Here is a 13,274-nt window from a genome sequence, read left to right as displayed (position 1 = left end):
CTGATGTGGCGGTTTATGCAAGGCGTGGGCGGGCGCGAGAATATGAAAGGGTGCGGGGCGAAAACGCTGGTACGGATGGCGGCGCGGCGCGTAGCATGGGGCATGACACTCTTTCTGCTCACCGCTCTGACGATGCTGGCTTTTGCTGCGAATTCGATCTTGAACCGGATGGCGGTTTGGGACGCAGGCATGGACCCGCTGGCCTTTGCCGTGATCCGCGTGGCGGCGGGGGCAGTGGTGCTGGCGGCGCTGGTGTGGCGGCGCGTGGGGCGGTTGCCGGATTATGCACCTTCGCGGCGGTGGAAGGGGGTGGCGAGCCTCGGGCTTTATATGGTCGGGTTCTCGCTGGCTTACCTGACGCTGGATGCGGGGATTGGCGCGTTGATCCTCTTTGGTGGGGTGCAGATCACCATGTTTGCCGCGAGCGTCATGGCGCGGGAGTCAGTGCCGCCCTTGCGCTGGCTGGGCGCGGTGGTGGCGATGGCGGGGTTGGTTTACCTCCTGTGGCCGCGCGGGGCGGTGAGCGTGGATGCGGGGGGTGCGGTACTGATGGCCGGTGCCGCGCTGGGCTGGGGGATCTATTCAATCCTTGGCCGTGGCGCGGCGGATGCGCTGGAAGGCACGGCTGCCAATTTTGGATTGCTGCTGCCGGTGATGGTACTGCCCGCGCTGGTGGCAGAATGGGCGCTGAGCCCTGTGGCGCAGGCGTTGGCGGTGACGTCTGGCGCGGTGACATCAGGGCTGGGCTATGCGCTGTGGTATCGGGTGCTGCCGCAGATGGCAGGCGCGACAGCGGCGATAGCGCAGCTGAGCGTGCCGGTGATCGCGGTGGCGGCAGGCGCGGTGCTGCTGGGCGAGCCGGTGACGCGGGAGTTGATCGTCGCGGCGGCGCTGGTATTGGGCGGTATCGGGATTTCGACTTTCGCAGGGAGGCGGGGATGAATTTTCAGCGGGAGATGAAGCGGGGCGAGGAGGATGAGGCCGAGGCGCTGCTGCGCGCCGCTTTTGGCGGTGAGGACGAGGCCAAGCTGGTGCGGCAGTTGCGCAAGAGCGGCGCGATGGCGGGAGAAATGGTGGTGCCCGGCACGGGCGGGATCATAGGCTATTACGCGCTCTCAAAGATGGTCGCGCCGAAGGGCTGGCTGGCGCTGGGGCCGGTGGCTGTCGCGCCGGAGCATCAGGGGCGCGGCGTGGGGCGGCGGATGGTCGGCATGTGCGCCGAATGGGCGCGGATCGCGCGGGCGCATGTGGTGGTTCTGGGCGATGTGCGGTTTTACGAGCGGGCCGGTTTTAGCCATGCGCGGGCGGCGCAATTGCGCGCACCCTATCCGGTGGAGCATCTGGCGCTGGCGGGGCCGGAGGGCGAGGCGCCGGAGGTGGAACTGATCTATGCCAAGGCGTTCGGCGGCTAGCGCAGGATCGGCTCCAGCGGATCATAGGCGGGGGCATCGGGATCGCGCCATGCAACGGCGGCGAGGCTGTCGGGCTTGACGCGGAGATCGGCCAGTTCTGCCCGTGTGACCCAGCGGCGGTGGCTGACGATGCCTTCGGGATCGGTCCAATCACCGAAGGGGTCGCCGCTGACGATGGTGCAGCGGAAATAGACATCGACCTGATGGAAGGTGCCGTGCGGATCGTGGAACTCGTTCACGAGGCAGGGCGCGCCGACGCGGACGGTGAGGCCGGTTTCCTCCATGATCTCGCGTTGGAGATTGTCGGTCAGGGAGCTGTGCGATTCGACCCCGCCACCGGGCGCGCACCACAGATGGGTCCGGCCCTTCCAAGCGTTAACCAGAAGCAGACGATTTTCGTGCAGGATGATGCCGCGCACGGCGACTCGTGGAGCAGGGGGCTTTGTCATAGGCGGAGAGTGGCCTGTGACGCAGGGTCAGGCAAGGGCGTGACCTTACGCTGCAGTGCAAAAACGTTATATGGAGGACTATGAACAGCCTGATTATTGCCTTTTTGACGCTGATTGGCGTGGTCGCTGCCGCCGATGATGGCGGCTCTGTCTCGCCCGAGCGGGATTGCGTGGTGATGCTGCACGGGCTGGCGCGGACGGAGATCTCGCTGACGCCGATGCAGCTCTACCTCGAAAGCCTTGGCTACACGGTGGTTAATCGCGGCTATCCCTCGACCGAACAGACGATCCAGACGCTGGTGGAGATCGCCCTGCCGCGCGATGTGGAGGCCTGTGGCGACCGGCGGGTGAATTTCGTGACCCACTCGATGGGCGGGATTCTGGTACGGGCATGGCTGAGCAAGAACCGCCCCGCCGATATGGGCCGCGTGGTGATGCTCGGACCGCCGAACAAGGGCAGCCAGTTGGTGGATATGTTTGGCGATTTCGAGCCGTTTCAATGGGTGAACGGCCCTGCGGGGCTGCAACTGGGCACGGGCGAGAACAGCCTGCCGAACCGGCTCGCGCTGCCCGCCTATGAGGTGGGGATCATCGCGGGGAACCAATCGCTGAACCCGATCTATTCGAGCATGATCGACGGGCCGGATGACGGGAAAGTGTCAGTGGAATCGACCCGCATGGAGGGGATGGCTGACCATCTGGTGCTGCCAGTCACCCACACGTTCATGATGAACGATCCGGTGGCGATGGTGCAGGTGGCGACCTTCCTCGAGACGGGCGCGTTCGACCCTGATCTGGATTTGGGCGATATCGTCTTTGGCGATGAGGAGGACGACTCTCACTCGGGTGACGACGGCTGATGCAGACGGTTGCTGCCTATCTGATTGCGGCAGTCGCTGAGATTGCGGGCTGCTATGCCGTCTGGATGTGGTTGAGGCTGGACCGCTCGGCGCTGTGGCTGATCCCCGCGCTGGGAGCGCTTTTCGTTTTTGCCGTGGCGCTGACATGGGCGCAAAGCCCCAATGCGGGCCGCGCCTTTGCCGCCTATGGCGGGGTCTACATCGCGGCATCGTTGGGCTGGATGGGGCTGGTGGAAAAATCGCCGCCAGATCGCTGGGATCTCATCGGCGCGGCGATCTGCCTGACCGGCGCGGCGGTGATCCTCGCTGCACCGCGTGGAGGCTGACACCTAGCGCGGCGCGGTGATGGTTCATGCCATTGCCACAAAGCCAGTGGTTTATGCTGACGGGTGCCGCATCGAACTGGCGGCAATGAGACTGTTCCGCATGTTGGAGGGACAGGTTGTCGGCTCGGCTTGCCTTGGGTATGACTTGTGGCCTTTGGCAGGGATCTGGTGCCAGATTGCACGAAAGGTCGAGGGTGGAGAAACCGCTTGGCAGGCGGCGCTGCGCGAGCTTTATGAAGAAACCGATTTAGCGCCGGATGCCTTTTGTTCCGCTGATATCTGTGAGCAATTCTACGAGGCGGATCGTGATGCGATTACCATCGCGCCGGTCTTTGTGGCGTTCCTAGACCGCGCCGCTGACGTCTACTAAATGACGAGCACAGCGCATTTCGATGGCTGAGCTTTGATGAGGCGGTTGCGCTCGTTCCATTTGGTGGCCAGCGATGCGTTCTGCGCTGGATCAAGGAGGAGTTCATCGACAGGCGCCCGAACAGACACCTGCTCATTGACCCCCTCGCAAATGGGTGACAGGGCACCTAGCGCGGCGCGGGGCCGGTGATGCGGTTGATGTGGCCCATCTTGCGGCCGGGCTTGGCCTCGGCCTTGCCGTAGAGGTGGATCGCGGTATCGGTTTTGGCGATCTCGGGGATGCGGGCGATGTCGTCACCGATCAGGTTCTCCATCACCACATCGGAATGACGCTTGCCATCACCCAACGGCCAGCCCGCAACGGCGCGGATGTGCTGCTCGAACTGGTCAATGGTGCAGCCGTTCTGCGTCCAGTGGCCGGAATTGTGGACACGGGGGGCGATTTCGTTGACCACGAGCCCTGCGGGGGTGACGAACAGCTCGACGCCCATCACGCCGACATAATCAAGCGCGCCGAGGATCTTGGCGGTTAGGAGCACAGCATCGGTGCGTTGCGCAGGCGACAGGCGGGCGGGCACTGTGGTGGTGTGCAAGATGCCGTCGCGGTGCACATTCTCGCCCGGATCGAAGCAGGAAACGCTGCCATCAAGCCCGCGCGCGCCGATGACGGAAACCTCGTGGCTGAAATTGACGAAGCCTTCGAGGATCGCGGGTGCGCCGGCCATATCCGCCAAAGCCTGTTCGGCATCATCGGCGGATTTGAGGCGGGCCTGCCCTTTGCCATCGTAACCAAAGCGGCGGGTTTTGAGGATCGCGGGGGTACCGATCTCGGCAATGGCTTCGGCCAGATCGATAGAATCGTCCACGGCGGCGAAGGGCGCTGTCATGAGGCCTTGCTCTGAGAGGAAGGCTTTCTCGGTCAGGCGATCCTGGCTCACCGCCAATGTGCGGCGGTTGGGGCGGATCGGGCGCAGTTTTTCCAGAATATCGAGCGCGGCGGTAGGGATGTTCTCGAACTCATAGGTGATCACATCGACGCTGGCGGCAAAGGCGCGCAGCGCGGCTTCGTCCTCATAGGCGGCGGTTGTGACCTGATCGGCCACATGACCGGCGGGCGGGTTGGCGCCCGGTTCGAAGATATGGGTACGGAAGCCGAGCCGCGCGGCGGCAACGGACAGCATCCGGCCAAGCTGACCGCCACCCAGAATGCCGATGGTCGCGCCTGAGGCGAGAGGGGTATCAGTCATCGGTCGGCTCTTCGGGGATGGAGGCGGAAAGGGCATCGCGCCACGCATCGAGGCGGGCGGCGAGGGCGTCATCGGAGGTGGCGAGGATGCCAGCGGCCATCAGGCCGGCGTTGGCCGCACCGGCGGCACCGATCGCCATCGTCGCCACCGGATAGCCCTTGGGCATTTGCACGATGGAATAGAGGCTATCGACGCCGGAGAGTGCCTTGGTCTGCACCGGAACGCCGACGACCGGCACGCGGGTTTTAGAGGCCATCATGCCGGGCAGATGGGCGGCACCGCCCGCGCCTGCTATGATCACTTTCAGCCCGCGTTCGGCGGCGGTTTTTCCATAGGACCAGAGCCTGTCAGGGGTGCGGTGCGCCGAGACGATGCGGGTTTCGTAGCTGATGCCCAATTCATCGAGAATATCGGCGGCGTTTTTCATCGTGGGCCAGTCCGACTGGCTGCCCATGATGATTCCGACAGGTGGCTGCTGGCTCATGATCCATCCCCGTATTTAAGGAAACGGCACTATAGCGGTGCTGCGGTGCGGCGCAATGGGGAAGCGGGGGCCTCAGGCGATGATATCGGGGAAGATACGGTCTTCGAGGCGGGCGATCTGGTCTTTCAATTGCAGTTTCTGCTTTTTCAGACGGCGGATAGTGAACATATCCGAAGAGCCGCGCTCTTGCAGGGCATTGATTGCCTCATCGAGATCGCGATGCTCGCGCTTGAGAACGGCAAGCTCGACGCGCAAAACTTCGATCTGTTCCATCTTCGCAGAACTGTTCATCGACTCGATCCGGTGGTTGTTGCCCTGACCCATAGATAGGGGGTCAGCGGCGTTTCGCCTAGCCCTTCCTCTTGCGTCGTCGCGGATTGCACCCCATATTTCACTCTGAAGGGTCGCCTGAATGGGGCCTGTTGGACGGTCGCTTGCAAAGAGGGCATGTCGTATGACGAAACTTACATTGGGGACGCACCCCTACCTTCTGGGGTTTGAGCAGCTGGAACGGCTCGTGGAACGCACCGCGAAAACCGGAAATGACGGCTACCCCCCCTACAACATCGAACAAACATCGGATCGATCCTACCGGATCACGCTTGCTGTCGCGGGCTTTGCCGAGGACGATCTGGCGATCACGGTTGAGGACAACCAGTTGGTCATTCGCGGGCGTCAGAACGACGACGGCGAGGACCGCATCTATCTGCACCGTGGCATCGCGGCGCGGCAGTTCCAGCGCTCGTTTGTGCTGGCAGACGGCGTGGATGTGGGCGAGGCAATCATCGAAAACGGGCTGCTGCATGTTGATCTGACCCGCAAGGTGCCGGAGAGCGTGGTGCAGACCATCAAAATCCGGAAGGGCACAAGCTGATGCATACAAAGGTTGATCTGTCCGCTCTGGGGGAAAAGATCGTCTATGTGAAGCCGGTGCTGGTAGACGATCTGCCCGATGAGGTGCGCAACAAGGTCGGTGATCTGAAAGAGCTGTTTGCGGTGCATAACGCCGAGGGTGAGCAACTGGCGCTGGTCGCGGACCGGCGTTTGGCCTTCGTGCTTGCGCGGCAATATGATATGACACCCGTGGCGGTGCACTGATCCGCAAAGGACAGGCCCTGCCATTGTAATGGATAACGAGAGGCAGGGTTTTATGGCGCAACAGGAAAAATACGCGCGTTCGCAGATAATCTTACATTGGTTGGTGGCGGTGTTGATCGGCGCCAACTACTTGCTGGGCGATTTCATGGGCGAGGCGTTTGAGCGGGTCATCGACACGGGCGTGGTCGGAGACATTGGCCTTGCGGCGAACAGCCACCGCGCCATTGGGGTTGCGGTGATTTTGCTCGTGCTGGTGCGGCTGGTGCTGCGCTGGCGCTTGGGCGCACCGGCGGAAAGCACGGCTGGGCCGCTGTGGCTGCAACCGGCGGCGAAGGCGGGGCATGTGGCGCTCTACGCGCTGATTTTGGCGGTGCCGATCACCGGCGCGGTGGCCTTTAACGGGCAGATCGAGGCGCTGGGCGAGGTGCATGAAGCGCTGACGAGCCTGCTTTTGTTGCTCGTGTTGGGCCATGCGTTGATGGCGATTTACTATCATGTGGTGCTGAAAGACGGATTGCTGAACCGGATGCGCTAGGCGTATGTGCGTACCCCTTCGGGAAAGAAAAAAGGCCGCAGCGGGGCGCTGCGGCCTTTTCTTTGCGGTGGTGCCGGATCAGGCGGTGATCAGGCCGAGGCTTTCGAGCTTCAGGATCACCTGATGGGCGCAGTTATCAACCTCGACATTCTCGGTTTCGACGCGGAGTTCGGGTTCGACTGGCACATCGTAAGGGTCTGAAATGCCCGTGAATTCCTTGATCTTGCCTTCGCGGGCCAGTTTGTAGAGGCCTTTCCGGTCGCGGCGCTCGCATTCCTCGAGCGAGGTGGCGACATGCACTTCGACGAACGCGCCGAATTGCTCGACATCTTCGCGCACCGCGCGGCGCGTCGCGGCGTAGGGCGCGATGGGGGCGCAGATGGCGATACCGCCGTTCTTGGTGATCTCGGAGGCCACATAGCCGATGCGGCGGATGTTGAGATCGCGGTGCTCTTTGGAGAAGCCCAGCTCGGAGCTGAGGTTCTTGCGCACGATATCGCCATCCAGCAGCGTGACGGGGCGGCCGCCCATTTCCATCAGCTTGACCATCAGCGCGTTGGCGATGGTGGATTTGCCGGAGCCGGAGAAGCCGGTGAAGAACACGGTAAAGCCCTGCTGTGAACGCGGCGGCGAGGTGCGGCGCAATTCGCGGACAACTTCGGGGAAGGAGAACCACTCGGGGATTTCCAGCCCTTCGCGCAGGCGGCGGCGCAGTTCGGTGCCGGAGATGTTGAGGATGGTGACGTTGTCACGATCTTCGATTTCGTCGGCGGGCTCGTATTGGGCGCGTTCCTGCACATAGACCATGTGTTTGAAATCGACCATTTCGATGCCGATCTCCTCCTGATGCGCGCGGAAGAGTTCCTGCGCGTCATAGGGGCCGTAGAAATCCTCGCCTGCGGAGTTTTTGCCCGGTCCGGCGTGGTCGCGGCCGATGATCATGTGGGTGCAGCCGTGGTTGCGGCGGATCATGCCGTGCCAGACGGCTTCGCGCGGGCCGGCCATGCGCATGGCGAGGTTCAGCAGGCTCATCGAGGTGGTGGAGGAGGGGTATTTATCCAGAACCGCCTCGTAGCAGCGCACGCGGGTGAAGTGATCGACGTCGCCGGGCTTCGTCATGCCGACGACGGGGTGGATCAGCAGGTTGGCTTGCGCTTCCTTCGCGGCGCGGAAGGTCAATTCCTGATGGGCGCGGTGCAGCGGGTTGCGGGTCTGGAAGGCGACGACGCGGCGCCAGCCGAGCTTGCGGAAATAGGCGCGCAGTTCGTTCGGCGTGTCGCGGCGGGCGCGGAAATCGTAATGCACGGGCTGCTGGATGCCGACGACCGGACCGCCAAGATAGACCTTGCCTGCGGTGTGGTGCAGGTAGTTGACCGCCGGATGGGCGAGATCATCGGCGCCGAAGACCTTTTCGGCCTCGTGCGATTTGTTGGGAATCCAGCGGTCGGTCACGGTCATGGTGGCGAGGATCACGCCTTCCTGATCGCGCAGGGCGATGTCCTGACCCAGTTCGATGCTGTCGGCGAAGGCTTCGGAGACGTCGAGGGTGATCGGCATCGGCCAGAGCGTGCCATCGGCAAGGCGCATGTTGTCGACGACGCCGTTGTAATCGGCCTCGGACAGGAAGCCCTTCAGCGGGTTGAAACCGCCGTTCATCAGCAGCTCCAGATCGCAGATCTGGCGGGCTGTGAGATCGTGGCTGGTGAGGTCCGCGGCCTCGACCTTCAGCTTTTGGGCGCTGTCATAGGAGACATACAGCTCTGGGATGGGGGAGAGGTTGTTAAGCATCAAGGGTGTCCTTTTCTTGAGCGAGAGGAGGCCGCTGGCGGAGCCGGTTAGCTCGGCGTGCAGGGCATCATATTCAGCGAGTTTACGGGCGAGGAACTGGTCAGCGAGTTGTGCCTTGGTGGCTGCGCCGCGGGTGGTGAGCGAATAGGCGAAGCGCTGGCGCTTGTCGGGACCGGGGCGCTGGGCGATGCGGATCAGACCGGCATCAGTAGCGGCGCGGAGTTGCGTGTTCAGCGCCCCGAGGCTGATGCCGAGCGCGCTGGCAGTGGCCCGTTGCGAGGCTTCCGGCGCCAGATCGAGCTGACGCAAGAGGCGGAAGAGGTGGTCATCTTCCGGTCGCATGGAGAGGGGCTGCGCGGCGGGCATGGCGGGTCCAAGTGTGTTCAATGGTGAACACATTTCACAAACTGGGCCGTTTGGGAAGGGAAAATCCACCCGCTGAGGTAGAAAATCAGGGCGGCTTGGTGCGAAAACGACACAGGGTCGGTTCCGGCACAGCAATCACAGAGGCGATTCCGTTTGCTGGGTGCAGGAATAACGGACCGTCCCCATGCACGAGCGGCGAATACCTGAATGGCTGCGCCATGCGCCCGCACCCAGTGTGCGGGGCTTTGCTGTGCTTGCCGGTGCGGAGGCGGTGGCGCGGGGGATCCTGATCTCGGTTTACCCGCTGGTGGTTTACGAGGCGCTGGGCGATGCGCTGCTGGTATCGGGCGTGTATTTCGTGATCGGGGTGATCTCGCTGATGATCGGGCTGTTGGTGCCGTATCTGATCCGCTACATCCCGCGCCGGTATCTTTATTCGATGGGCGCGATGATGTTTGTCGCGGGGGCGTTGGTGACGATCCTGCAAACGCCTACGATGGTGGTGACGGGGCTGGCGCTGATCACATTCGCCGTGGTCATCACATTCGTCTGCTTCAACGCCTATGTGCTGGATTATGTTGCCAAGTTCGAATTGGGACGGTTCGAGACATCGCGGCTGTTTTACAGCGCGGCGGGTTGGACGGCGGGGCCAGCGCTGGGCGTGGTGCTTTACGGCTGGTGGCGGCCTGCGCCGTTCCTCATCGCGGCGGTGGCAGCGGCGGGGATGCTGGGGGTCTTCTTGTTCATGCGTTTGGGCAATGGCCGCCTGATCACGCGGCGCAAGCGCGCGCCGACCAATCCGTTTGCCTATTTCGGGCGGTTTGCCGTGCAGCCGCGACTGGTGACGGGCTGGATATTCGCGGTGATCCGCTCCTGCGGGTGGTGGGTCTATGTGGTGTATCTGCCGATTTACGCGGTGCAGAACGGGCTGGGCGACACGCTGGGCGGGGTGGCGCTATCGATCACCAATGGCGCGCTATTCCTTTCGCCCGTGATGCTGTGGTTCATGCAGCGCAGTTCGGTGCGGATGGCGGTGCGGACGGGGTTCCTGATGTCGGCGCTCTTGTTCCTGTTGGCGGGGCTGCCGCATGGGGTGCCAATGCTGTCGGTGGCCTGCCTGATGGCGGGATCGCTGTTCTTGATCCTGCTCGATGTCTGCGGCGGATTGCCGTTCTTGCTGGCGGTGAAGCCCTCGGAACGAACCGAAATGTCAGCGATCTATTCAAGCTTTCGCGATGTTTCGGGCATCGTGACGCCGGGTGTGGCGTGGCTGGTGCTGCTGGCGGCGCCGCTTTCAGGGATATTTATCGCCGGCGGTGCGGGGCTTTTTGCCTGCTGGGTATTGGCGCGGACGTTGCACCCAAGGCTGGGACGGGCGCGGATCGCGGTGGAGCCTGCGCCAGCCGTATTGGGGGTGGTCGCGCCGCCCACGGAGGGCGACGCGCCGTTGGTTTGAGGCTTAGTCTTCCTGTGCGGCGAGGAAGCGCTCGGCATCGAGCGCGGCCATGCAGCCCATGCCTGCCGAGGTAACGGCCTGACGGTAGACGTGATCGGTGAGGTCGCCCGCTGCGAAAACGCCGGGGATCGACGTCTCGGTGGAGCCGGGCTTGACCTTTACATAACCGCCGTGGTGCAACTCAAGCTGGTCGGCGACGAGCTCGGAGGCGGGGGCGTGGCCGATGGCAATGAAAACGCCCTTGGCCGGAATCTCGGTGATTTCGCCGGTTTTGACATGCTTGGCGCGGATCGCCTCGACACCGAGCGGGTTCTCGCCGCCGACGACTTCCTCAAGCTCGTGATCCCAGAGCGGGGTGATCTTGGGGTTTTTCATCAGGCGGTCGATGAGGATCTTCTCGGCGCGCAATTCGTTACGGCGGTGGATCAGCGTGACCTTGGAGGCGAAATTGGTGAGGAAGAGAGCCTCTTCAACCGCCGTGTTGCCGCCGCCGATGACGACGATTTCCTGCCCGCGATAGAAGAAGCCGTCACAGGTGGCGCAAGCGGAGACGCCGAAGCCTTTGAACTTTTCCTCCGACGGCAGGCCAAGCCATTTCGCGCGGGCGCCGGTGGCGAGGATCACCGCATCGGCGGTGTAGGTGGTGCCGCTGTCGCCCTTGGCGGTGAAGGGGCGCTTGGAGAGGTCGAGATCGGTGATCAAGTCCATCACCACGTCGCAGCCCATCGCCTTGGCGTGGGCTTCCATGCGGACCATGAGATCGGGGCCTTGGACCTCGGTATCGCCAGGCCAGTTCTCAACCTCGGTGGTGGTGGTGAGCTGGCCGCCCGGCTCCATGCCTTGCACGAGCACCGGTTCGAGCATCGCGCGGGAGGCATAGACGCCTGCGGTATAGCCTGCCGGACCGGAGCCGATAATAAGAACGCGGGTGTGACGGGATTCGGACATGGGGGCCTCTTTCATCGCGGTTTCCGAACCGATATAGCCATCCCGCGCGGGGGTTGAAAGAGCGGAGCTTTGCCGCAGGTGCATCGCCGGCTTGCAGGCTCGTATGGGCGGGGTTATGCGAGGCGTCCGCAAGTTTCTTGCCGAAGTTTGAAATATTATTGCGCACAAACCTCGGGCAGTGTAACCTTTGCAAAATTTCAATAATTTGGGGTAGCGATTCGATGCCAGGCACGAAGCTGGATGAAATCGACAGAATGATCCTTGCGGAATTGCAGGCCGATGGCCGGATGACCAACGTGGAACTGGCAAAGCGGGTGGGCATTTCTGCGCCGCCGTGCCTGCGGCGGGTCCGCACGCTGGAGGAGCAAGGCTACATTCGGGGCTACCATGCGGATGTGGATGCGCGGGAACTGGGCTTTGAGGTGCAGGTTTTCGCGATGGTCGGGCTGGTGAGCCAAGCCGAGGCGGACCTGAGCGCGTTCGAGCAGCGGTGCCAAGGATGGCCGCTGGTGCGCGAGTGCCACATGCTGAACGGCGAGGTGGATTTTATCCTCAAATGCGTGGCGCCTGATTTGCGAAGCTTCCAGAACTTCCTCACCGAGCATCTGACGGCCGCGCCGAATGTGGCGAGCGTCAAGACATCGCTGGTGATCCGTGGTGCAAAGGACGAGCCGGGTGTGCCGTTTGACGTGCTGGAAGCGCGGCTGGCGCAGGACGCTTAGGACACTTCCAACAATTCGAGATCGGCGCTGCTGAACCGCGTGAAACGCGGGGCGTCCAGATCGCTTATACAGCCGAGATGCGGGAACATGCCGAGGAAGATCGCGCGAAGTTCCTGACTGAGGCTGAGCCGATGCAGCGGGCCGGGATGGTAGGATTCGACCTCCAGCCCGCAGGCGCGGATCGAATGATGCCTGTCGAACAGAAGGTGGCAGAGCGTGATCGGGCGCGGCGGGGTGATGCCGACGACCGCGATCCCGTCGATCAGATCAGCGAGCGGCAGGGATACTTTGTCCATTCCGAGCCGAGCCTGTACCGCCGGATGGCGGCGGATGACCCGTGTGGCAGGGCCAAAGATCATATCGCGGGAGGGGAAGCCATCACCGAACGCATCGGCGGCAACGCGGATCAGTTGCGTGCCAGCGTGAGGCGTCGTTTGCCAAGAGCCTTTCCAAAGGAGGGTTTGCGGGCCGCCATTCTCTGTCAACACGCTATCGCCCGGCAGGAGGTCTTCGACGGCGACGGGGCCGGAGGGCGTGGGCAGGAGGGTGCCGTGAGAGAAGGCGGAAAAGGCGTCGAGGAACGGCGCGCGGAGGGGGATCGGGCGGTTGCGATCCTCGATCTCGCCACGATTGTTGAGAAACAGGAAATCGGCGCGGGAAATCAGCGGCTCTTGCGCCGAGGCAGATGCAGGCGAGGATGGCGCGGGGATTTCGCGGATCGAGGCGGTCTGGGGGCGTATGTTCATGCGATGCTCTCCGTGTGCTTCCTCTGTCGTCGGCCCCCACCGACAACGTCAGAGTGCATCATGTCTATTCTTCATAAATGCCGCTGTTATGGCGCTTCTGTCAAAGAATTGCGGCAAATAGCGGCTCAATTCGCAACAAAGGTGGTGTTGGATTTGGATTGTTTCCCGAAACGGGCTTTGCGTAAAGAAAAGGCCGCGCAACGAGGCGCGGCCAGTCGGGGAATGCCGGAGGGGAAATCCGGACAGGGAGGAATCAGGCAGACGCGACCTTGCGCGGGGCCACAGCAGTGGCGGCGCGGCGGGCGATCATCTCTTTGCGGCGGGCGCCACGGGCCCAAGGCATCTGGGTGGTGCAGGCCTCGGCTTCCTTGATCATGGCGGTCATCCAGCGGGTTTTGATCTGGGTCTGGGTCTTTGTCATCTTATCAACCTTTGAAATCGTCTTGGTGTCTGATCGTGTTGGGATCA

18 protein-coding genes are annotated in these 13,274 nt (G+C 62.9%); 10 read left to right on the top strand and 8 right to left on the bottom strand.

The annotated features are described in order from the left end of the window. The first annotated feature begins 3 nt into the window (after positions 1-3). Together AB1E42_RS13370 and AB1E42_RS13365 are read left to right on the top strand one after the other, a co-directional pair. A complete protein-coding gene (locus tag AB1E42_RS13370; protein WP_368344730.1) occupies positions 4-942 on the top strand; it encodes a DMT family transporter in 939 nt (312 codons plus the stop codon). After that, the gene (locus AB1E42_RS13365) at positions 939-1,412 is read left to right on the top strand and encodes a GNAT family N-acetyltransferase (RefSeq protein WP_368344729.1); all 474 of its coding nucleotides are present in this window, start codon (positions 939-941) and stop codon (positions 1,410-1,412) included. Before AB1E42_RS13370 ends, AB1E42_RS13365 begins: the two co-directional genes overlap by 4 nt. Here the strand turns inward: AB1E42_RS13365 and AB1E42_RS13360 are convergent. Beyond that, positions 1,409-1,861: an NUDIX domain-containing protein gene (locus AB1E42_RS13360; RefSeq protein WP_368344728.1), complete on the bottom strand. Its 453-nt coding sequence runs from the start codon at positions 1,859-1,861 to the stop codon at positions 1,409-1,411. The two genes, AB1E42_RS13365 and AB1E42_RS13360, sit on opposite strands and share 4 nt — an antisense overlap. 80 nt (positions 1,862-1,941) lie before the next feature. On the opposite strand from AB1E42_RS13360, the gene AB1E42_RS13355 reads away from it, so the two are divergent. The 3 genes from AB1E42_RS13355 to AB1E42_RS13345 are packed head-to-tail and all read left to right on the top strand — an operon-like array spanning position 1,942 to position 3,417. Further along, positions 1,942-2,721, top strand: a complete 780-nt coding sequence (locus AB1E42_RS13355; RefSeq protein WP_368344727.1) for an esterase/lipase family protein — start codon at positions 1,942-1,944, stop codon at positions 2,719-2,721. Further along, positions 2,721-3,047, top strand: a complete 327-nt coding sequence (locus AB1E42_RS13350) for a YnfA family protein (RefSeq protein WP_368344726.1) — start codon at positions 2,721-2,723, stop codon at positions 3,045-3,047. Before AB1E42_RS13355 ends, AB1E42_RS13350 begins: the two co-directional genes overlap by 1 nt. A 19-nt stretch (positions 3,048-3,066) precedes the next feature. Next, positions 3,067-3,417, top strand: a complete 351-nt coding sequence (locus AB1E42_RS13345; protein WP_368344725.1) for an NUDIX domain-containing protein — start codon at positions 3,067-3,069, stop codon at positions 3,415-3,417. Positions 3,418-3,583: 166 nt separating this feature from the next. Here AB1E42_RS13345 and AB1E42_RS13340 read toward each other — a convergent pair whose 3' ends face one another. The 3 genes from AB1E42_RS13340 to AB1E42_RS13330 all read right to left on the bottom strand — a co-directional run bounded on the left by AB1E42_RS13340 (position 3,584) and on the right by AB1E42_RS13330 (position 5,438). After that, the gene (locus AB1E42_RS13340; protein ID WP_368344724.1) at positions 3,584-4,663 is read right to left on the bottom strand and encodes a 5-(carboxyamino)imidazole ribonucleotide synthase; all 1,080 of its coding nucleotides are present in this window, start codon (positions 4,661-4,663) and stop codon (positions 3,584-3,586) included. Further along, positions 4,656-5,147 carry a 5-(carboxyamino)imidazole ribonucleotide mutase gene (purE, locus tag AB1E42_RS13335; protein WP_368344723.1) on the bottom strand — a complete coding sequence of 164 codons (492 nt, stop codon included), beginning with the start codon at positions 5,145-5,147 and terminating at the stop codon, positions 4,656-4,658. The genes AB1E42_RS13340 and purE overlap by 8 nt, the downstream gene beginning before the upstream one ends. A 72-nt stretch (positions 5,148-5,219) precedes the next feature. Next, a complete protein-coding gene (locus AB1E42_RS13330) occupies positions 5,220-5,438 on the bottom strand; it encodes a YdcH family protein (protein ID WP_368344722.1) in 219 nt (72 codons plus the stop codon). 163 nt (positions 5,439-5,601) lie between these two features. Between AB1E42_RS13330 and AB1E42_RS13325 the strand changes: the two genes are divergently transcribed. The 3 genes from AB1E42_RS13325 to AB1E42_RS13315 are packed head-to-tail and all read left to right on the top strand — an operon-like array spanning position 5,602 to position 6,780. Further along, positions 5,602-6,021: an Hsp20 family protein gene (locus tag AB1E42_RS13325; RefSeq protein WP_368344721.1), complete on the top strand. Its 420-nt coding sequence runs from the start codon at positions 5,602-5,604 to the stop codon at positions 6,019-6,021. Next, a complete protein-coding gene (locus tag AB1E42_RS13320; protein WP_368344720.1) occupies positions 6,021-6,245 on the top strand; it encodes a DUF1150 family protein in 225 nt (74 codons plus the stop codon). Before AB1E42_RS13325 ends, AB1E42_RS13320 begins: the two co-directional genes overlap by 1 nt. A 52-nt stretch (positions 6,246-6,297) precedes the next feature. Continuing rightward, a complete protein-coding gene (locus AB1E42_RS13315; RefSeq protein WP_368344719.1) occupies positions 6,298-6,780 on the top strand; it encodes a cytochrome b in 483 nt (160 codons plus the stop codon). A gap of 78 nt (positions 6,781-6,858) precedes the next feature. Here the strand turns inward: AB1E42_RS13315 and AB1E42_RS13310 are convergent, their stop codons facing one another. Beyond that, positions 6,859-8,934 carry a bifunctional sulfate adenylyltransferase/adenylylsulfate kinase gene (locus tag AB1E42_RS13310; protein ID WP_368346437.1) on the bottom strand — a complete coding sequence of 692 codons (2,076 nt, stop codon included), beginning with the start codon at positions 8,932-8,934 and terminating at the stop codon, positions 6,859-6,861. Between the two features lie 184 nt (positions 8,935-9,118). Here AB1E42_RS13310 and AB1E42_RS13305 point away from each other — a divergent pair, with 184 nt between their 5' ends. After that, a complete protein-coding gene (locus AB1E42_RS13305) occupies positions 9,119-10,390 on the top strand; it encodes an MFS transporter (protein WP_368344718.1) in 1,272 nt (423 codons plus the stop codon). Between the two features lie 3 nt (positions 10,391-10,393). Here AB1E42_RS13305 and trxB read toward each other — a convergent pair whose 3' ends face one another. Beyond that, positions 10,394-11,338 (bottom strand): thioredoxin-disulfide reductase, encoded by a 945-nt coding sequence (gene trxB / locus AB1E42_RS13300; RefSeq protein WP_368344717.1) that lies wholly within the window; start codon positions 11,336-11,338, stop codon positions 10,394-10,396. A 221-nt stretch (positions 11,339-11,559) separates the two neighbouring features. Here trxB and AB1E42_RS13295 point away from each other — a divergent pair, with 221 nt between their 5' ends. Further along, a complete protein-coding gene (locus AB1E42_RS13295) occupies positions 11,560-12,060 on the top strand; it encodes an Lrp/AsnC family transcriptional regulator (protein ID WP_368344716.1) in 501 nt (166 codons plus the stop codon). Here the strand turns inward: AB1E42_RS13295 and AB1E42_RS13290 are convergent. Beyond that, a complete protein-coding gene (locus AB1E42_RS13290; RefSeq protein WP_368344715.1) occupies positions 12,057-12,806 on the bottom strand; it encodes a Hint domain-containing protein in 750 nt (249 codons plus the stop codon). The genes AB1E42_RS13295 and AB1E42_RS13290 overlap by 4 nt on opposite strands. 253 nt (positions 12,807-13,059) lie before the next feature. Then, positions 13,060-13,227, bottom strand: a complete 168-nt coding sequence (locus AB1E42_RS13285; protein WP_368344714.1) for a hypothetical protein — start codon at positions 13,225-13,227, stop codon at positions 13,060-13,062. Between the last annotated feature and the right edge of the window lie 47 nt (positions 13,228-13,274).

The organism is Pelagovum sp. HNIBRBA483, assembly GCF_040931995.1.
GTDB lineage: Bacteria > Pseudomonadota > Alphaproteobacteria > Rhodobacterales > Rhodobacteraceae > JAEPMR01.
The sequence above is the reverse complement of the archived record's forward strand: the minus strand, read 5'-3'. Positions and strand labels throughout refer to the sequence as shown.

What these genes read in the sequence shown, in the direction of transcription:
- AB1E42_RS13370 (WP_368344730.1), top strand. Translation starts at nt 4, where the DNA reads ATGTGGCGGTTTATGCAAGGCGTGGGCGGGCGCGAGAATATGAAAGGG.
- AB1E42_RS13355 (WP_368344727.1), top strand. Translation starts at nt 1,942, where the DNA reads ATGAACAGCCTGATTATTGCCTTTTTGACGCTGATTGGCGTGGTCGCT.
- AB1E42_RS13285 (WP_368344714.1), bottom strand. Translation starts at nt 13,227, where the DNA reads ATGACAAAGACCCAGACCCAGATCAAAACCCGCTGGATGACCGCCATG.
- AB1E42_RS13325 (WP_368344721.1), top strand. Translation starts at nt 5,602, where the DNA reads ATGACGAAACTTACATTGGGGACGCACCCCTACCTTCTGGGGTTTGAG.
- AB1E42_RS13350 (WP_368344726.1), top strand. Translation starts at nt 2,721, where the DNA reads ATGCAGACGGTTGCTGCCTATCTGATTGCGGCAGTCGCTGAGATTGCG.
- AB1E42_RS13290 (WP_368344715.1), bottom strand. Translation starts at nt 12,806, where the DNA reads ATGAACATACGCCCCCAGACCGCCTCGATCCGCGAAATCCCCGCGCCA.
- AB1E42_RS13305 (WP_368344718.1), top strand. Translation starts at nt 9,119, where the DNA reads ATGCACGAGCGGCGAATACCTGAATGGCTGCGCCATGCGCCCGCACCC.
- AB1E42_RS13320 (WP_368344720.1), top strand. Translation starts at nt 6,021, where the DNA reads ATGCATACAAAGGTTGATCTGTCCGCTCTGGGGGAAAAGATCGTCTAT.
- AB1E42_RS13315 (WP_368344719.1), top strand. Translation starts at nt 6,298, where the DNA reads ATGGCGCAACAGGAAAAATACGCGCGTTCGCAGATAATCTTACATTGG.
- AB1E42_RS13365 (WP_368344729.1), top strand. Translation starts at nt 939, where the DNA reads ATGAATTTTCAGCGGGAGATGAAGCGGGGCGAGGAGGATGAGGCCGAG.
- trxB (WP_368344717.1), bottom strand. Translation starts at nt 11,338, where the DNA reads ATGTCCGAATCCCGTCACACCCGCGTTCTTATTATCGGCTCCGGTCCG.
- AB1E42_RS13310 (WP_368346437.1), bottom strand. Translation starts at nt 8,934, where the DNA reads ATGCCCGCCGCGCAGCCCCTCTCCATGCGACCGGAAGATGACCACCTC.
- AB1E42_RS13360 (WP_368344728.1), bottom strand. Translation starts at nt 1,861, where the DNA reads ATGACAAAGCCCCCTGCTCCACGAGTCGCCGTGCGCGGCATCATCCTG.
- AB1E42_RS13330 (WP_368344722.1), bottom strand. Translation starts at nt 5,438, where the DNA reads ATGAACAGTTCTGCGAAGATGGAACAGATCGAAGTTTTGCGCGTCGAG.
- AB1E42_RS13345 (WP_368344725.1), top strand. Translation starts at nt 3,067, where the DNA reads ATGGTTCATGCCATTGCCACAAAGCCAGTGGTTTATGCTGACGGGTGC.
- AB1E42_RS13295 (WP_368344716.1), top strand. Translation starts at nt 11,560, where the DNA reads ATGCCAGGCACGAAGCTGGATGAAATCGACAGAATGATCCTTGCGGAA.
- AB1E42_RS13340 (WP_368344724.1), bottom strand. Translation starts at nt 4,663, where the DNA reads ATGACTGATACCCCTCTCGCCTCAGGCGCGACCATCGGCATTCTGGGT.
- purE (WP_368344723.1), bottom strand. Translation starts at nt 5,147, where the DNA reads ATGAGCCAGCAGCCACCTGTCGGAATCATCATGGGCAGCCAGTCGGAC.